The following is a 4,379-nucleotide window of genomic DNA, read 5'->3' as shown; positions in this document are numbered from 1 at the left end:
GTGCGCGCCGTCGGGAACCAGCATCGGGACGACGACCTCGGGTGCGTCGTAGAGGATCTGGCCGCGTGCCACCCGCCGCTCTACCGAGTCGGCGGGCCGGCCGTCACCGGTGAGGTCCGACCGCCACTTGTCCTTCATGCGGTCCAGCAGTCGCGTCCGCACGTCGCGGGTCTGCAGCCAGACGAACCGGACCGGCCGGGTGTGGTGCGGGGCCGGCGCCGTGAGCGCCTCGGCCACGGCGGCCTCGATCAGCTCGGCGGCGACCGGCTCGGCGCTGAACCGGCGCACCGACCGGCGCAACAGCTGCGCCTGCCGGCGCCCCATGTCGAGCGCTTCGGCCGTGCCCAGCCAGAACAGGTCTTCCTCGCCGGGCCGCAACAGTTGCCGGGCCGTCGACCCGTCGTCGGCCACGAGATTCTTTGGCAGGCCGCGCACCACGGCCACCGGCATGGCGGTCAATTTGCCCTTCACCAGATCCGCCGCCGCCGCCACCTCGTCTGCGACCGCGATCTCGGTGACCACCAGCTCGTTGCCGTGGCGGTCGACTGTCCCCGAATAGCCGTGCAGTACAGCCAGACCCGCCGACCCCACCGCCGCATCGATCTGGCCGTTGCGCCACGCGCGGCCCATCGTGTCGGTGATGACCACGGCCACGTCGACGCCGAGCCGGTCGGCCAGCCCGGCGCGCAGCGCCGCGGCGCTGCCGTCCGGGTCGACCGGCAGCAGCGCCAGTTCGTCGCGGCCCACGTTGGATCCGTCCACACCCGCGGCCGCCTGAATCAGACCGATGCGGTTCTCGGTGATCAGGGTGCGGCCCTTGCGCGCCAGCACCCGCACCGCCTCGGCATCGACCAGCTCGCGCCGGAGTCGGTCGCGCTCCTCGGGGTCCTGCGGCGCCGGCACCAGCCGGCCCTCGCACTTGGACACCACCTTGCTCGTCACCACCACGACGTCGCCGTCGCGGAGCCAGGCTGCGGCCGCGGCCAGGGCGGCGCTCAGGTCGTCGCCGGGACGGAATTCGGGCAGTCCGGCGACGGGCAGGATCTCGATCGTGGATCCGGTGCCGTGTTCGGTCACGGGGCCACGCCCGCGAGCTCGAGCCCGGCGCGCACCATCTCGGCCGTCGCCTTCGGGTCGGTCATCAACAGCGGCACGGCCGTCACCGCGACCCCCTCGATGTCAGCGTGGTCGCCCTCGTGCACCAGCCAGCAGTCCAGGATCCCGGTGCCGCGGCGCGCCCCGTAGTGCCGGCCGACCGCCTCCGCGGTGGACTCCACCCCGATCACCGACAGGCACGCATCGGCCATGCCGCGCAATGGTTTTCCGCCGATGATGGGCGAGTAGCCGACGACCGGGGCGGTCGCCGAGCGCAGCGCCGCCCGGATGCCGGGGACGGCCAGGATGGCGCCGACGCTCACCACCGGGTTGGAGGGTGCCAGCAGGATGACGTCGGCGTCGGCGATGGCCGCGACAGCATCACTTGTGGCGGTGGCCTTTTCGGCGCCGACGAACGCGAAGCTGTGCGTGGGCACGTCGGCGCGGTAGCGCACCCACCACTCCTGGAAGTGGATCGCCCGCCGGGTGCCGTCGTCCGGATCGGTGATCACCACGTGCGTCTCGCAGCGGTCGTCGCTCGCGGGCAGCAGCCGGGCGCCGGGTTGCCAGCGATCGCACAGCGCCGTGGTGATCTGCGAGAGGGGGTAGCCGGCGTTGAGCATTTGGGTGCGCACCAGGTGGGTGGCGATATCCCGGTCGCCGAGCCCGAACCAATCCGGCTGCACGCCGTAGCGCGCCAATTCCTCTTTGGCGTGCCAGGTTTCGTCGCGGTGACCCCACCCTCGCTCCGGGTCTACCCCTCCACCTAAGGTGTACATGCAGGTGTCCAAATCCGGGCAGACCCGCAGTCCATGAATCCAGGCGTCGTCGCCGATGTTGACGATTGCATTAAGTTCGTGGTTGCCGGCTCCCGCGTCTGGGTGCTGTTGCGTTTCGAACTGCCCCAGCCCGAGCAACTGTTGAATCCCCAGCAGGAAGCGGGCGCCGCCAACCCCACCGACCAGAACGGTGACCTTCACGTGGACGACAGTACTGCCCGGCGACTGTGCGGTGGCGGGGCCGTTACGCGGCCCTTAAGCGTAGTCGCGCGCGGTGTGATCGACACGCCGAATGCGCAAAACAACGGAAACGCCGTAATTCGGTCACGAGATGGTATGGAAATGCGCCGTAATGCTTGACCCGGCAGATTAACCCGTGTCTAATCACAACAGTGTCATTTCCCGGTTGGCCGGCCGGTTCCGGTGTCGCAGACCGAGATTCGATCACTTGTTCGAATTGTCTGTACACATCAGAAAAGTGGGAACCACTCACTCTCCCAATCAAAATGAGGAGGCGGACGACCGTATGTCTTACGAACATCTTCGAGGAGTCATGGCGAGCACGCCGCACACCCCTATCGTCTCAGCGCCGGTCCGACCCGTTCGGCCGCACCTGACCGTGGTTCCTGATGCGCCAGTCGCATTCGAGCCCGAGCCGATGCCGGCGCCCGTTGCGGACCAGTGGCAGGACCGGGCGCTTTGCGCCCAAACGGATCCCGAGGCTTTCTTCCCGGAGAAGGGCGGTTCCACCCGGGAGGCGAAGAAGATCTGCCTGGGGTGCGAGGTACGCCACGAGTGCCTGGAGTACGCCCTGGAGCATGACGAGCGCTTCGGCATTTGGGGCGGTCTCTCCGAGCGCGAGCGCCGCCGCCTCAAGCGCGGCATTATCTAACGCCGCGCCAGCGTCATTCGTCGTCGATCGTCGGGTCGATGACCGACGGCTCTACATCAAGGTAGATGGCCACCTGGGCCACCAAGATTTCGTGCAGTAAATCACCGAGCTCGACGGTGTCTTTGGCCCGTCGCTCGATCGGCTTGCGAAACAAGACAATTCGCGCCCGTGTGGCGTTGCCGCGGACGTCGACGCCGGCCGGGATCAGTCGTGCCAGCGGGATCGGCCCGTCGGCGATCACCTCCGGCGGCCACTGCACGCTGTCGGGATCCTTGGCGGCGATGCGCGGAATCTCGTCGACCGCCACGTCGAGGTCGGCCAGGCGGGCCTGCCAATGCCGCTCGATCGGTTCGTAGGCCTCCAGCACCGCCATGTCGAATCGCTCGGCCCGGCTGCGCCAGCCGGGCACCGTCGGCGGCAGCAGCGGGCCGCGCACATCGCGGCCCCGCCGGGAGGACCGATGGGAAGCGAATCGGCCCTGGGACCGATCCCTCCGCGGGGAGCTGCGCGAATCGCCCACGCGCCGATGGTAACGGTTGCACATCGGGGGCCGGCCGGTTGCGCGTGTCCGGCGCTTCGACGGCGTTTCCGCACGATAGCCTTTCGCTCGTGAACGTTCCCCGTCGCTGTTGCCGGCCCGGGTGCCCGCACTACGCCGTGGCGACCCTGACGTTCGTCTACTCGGACTCGACGGCAGTCGTAGGCCCGTTGGCGACCGCGCGGGAACCGCATTCCTGGGACCTGTGCGTCGGCCATGCCGGCCGGATCACCGCACCCCGCGGGTGGGATCTGGTGCGGCACGCCGGACCCCTCCTTTCCGAGCCCGCCCACCCTGACGAGGACGACCTGGTCGCCCTGGCCGACGCGGTGCGCGAAGGTGGCGATCGCGTCGTGCCGTACGCCCCGGTGAACGGCTTCGCCGACCCGCACATCCATCACGGCGGGTCGCAGGCCACCGCGCCCAGCAGCAGTGTGCTCGCGCCGCCCGAGCATCGATCCGGCCGGCGCCGCGGGCATCTGCGGGTGCTGCCCGATCCCAGTGACTAGCCGTTCCGGCGTCGCGCGCATTCCCCGCACACCGCTGCGGTCGGTGTTTCCCGGGGGCCGATAGGCTGACGGCCAACAGGCGAAGGAACGAAGCATTTTCATGGCGTCAGGAGGCCCCGGCATGTCTCGGCTCGCCGCGACCGTGCACCGCGTCGTCAAGGCTTATGACGTGCGCGGGCTGGTCGGCGAGGAGCTGGACGAGCCGCTGGTCACCGCCTTGGGGGCGGCCTTCGCCAAGCTGATGCGCGGCGAGGGCGCCCGGCAGGTGGTGATCGGCCACGACATGCGCGACAGTTCGCCGACGCTGGCCGCGGCCTTTGCGTCGGGCGTGACGGGCCAGGGCCTGGACGTGGTGCGGATCGGCCTGTCCTCCACCGACCAGCTGTACTTCGCTTCCGGGTCGCTGGACTGCCCGGGCGCGATGTTCACCGCGAGCCACAACCCGGCGGCCTACAACGGCATCAAGCTGTGCCGCGCGGCCGCCAAGCCGGTCGGCGCCGAGAGCGGCCTGCGCATCATCAGCGAGGACGTCATCGCCGGCGTCGAGCGCTATGACGGACCACCCG

Annotated in this window: 5 protein-coding genes and 1 pseudogene; 3 read left to right on the top strand and 3 right to left on the bottom strand. The window is 69.6% G+C overall.

The genetic code is table 11. The annotated features are described in order from the left end of the window. Positions 1-1,077, bottom strand: a 1,077-nt coding sequence (locus tag A5697_RS10600; protein WP_068010294.1) for a coenzyme F420-0:L-glutamate ligase, incomplete at its 3' end; no start/stop codon positions are given. Further along, the gene (gene cofD, locus A5697_RS10595) at positions 1,074-2,075 is read right to left on the bottom strand and encodes a 2-phospho-L-lactate transferase (RefSeq protein WP_067950192.1); all 1,002 of its coding nucleotides are present in this window, start codon (positions 2,073-2,075) and stop codon (positions 1,074-1,076) included. The genes cofD and A5697_RS10600, both read right to left, overlap by 4 nt. A gap of 352 nt (positions 2,076-2,427) precedes the next feature. Between cofD and A5697_RS10590 the strand changes: the two genes are divergently transcribed. Next, positions 2,428-2,766, top strand: coding sequence for a WhiB family transcriptional regulator (locus tag A5697_RS10590; RefSeq protein ID WP_067950190.1), 339 nt, complete (start codon positions 2,428-2,430; stop codon positions 2,764-2,766). Between the two features lie 13 nt (positions 2,767-2,779). Here the strand turns inward: A5697_RS10590 and A5697_RS10585 are convergent, their stop codons facing one another. Next, complete coding sequence (locus tag A5697_RS10585; protein WP_007168084.1) at positions 2,780-3,202, bottom strand: metallopeptidase family protein; 423 nt, start codon at positions 3,200-3,202, stop codon at positions 2,780-2,782. 173 nt (positions 3,203-3,375) lie between these two features. Here A5697_RS10585 and A5697_RS10580 point away from each other — a divergent pair, with 173 nt between their 5' ends. Both A5697_RS10580 and manB read left to right on the top strand, forming a co-directional pair. Then, positions 3,376-3,813, top strand: a complete 438-nt coding sequence (locus A5697_RS10580; protein WP_197500969.1) for a DUF3499 domain-containing protein — start codon at positions 3,376-3,378, stop codon at positions 3,811-3,813. A 121-nt stretch (positions 3,814-3,934) separates the two neighbouring features. Next, positions 3,935-4,379, top strand: a pseudogene (manB, locus tag A5697_RS10575) (phosphomannomutase/phosphoglucomutase); the annotation flags it as partial.

Origin of the sequence: Mycobacterium sp. E3251, assembly GCF_001666835.1 — a bacterium.
GTDB lineage: Bacteria > Actinomycetota > Actinomycetes > Mycobacteriales > Mycobacteriaceae > Mycobacterium.
The sequence above is the reverse complement of the archived record's forward strand: the minus strand, read 5'-3'. Positions and strand labels throughout refer to the sequence as shown.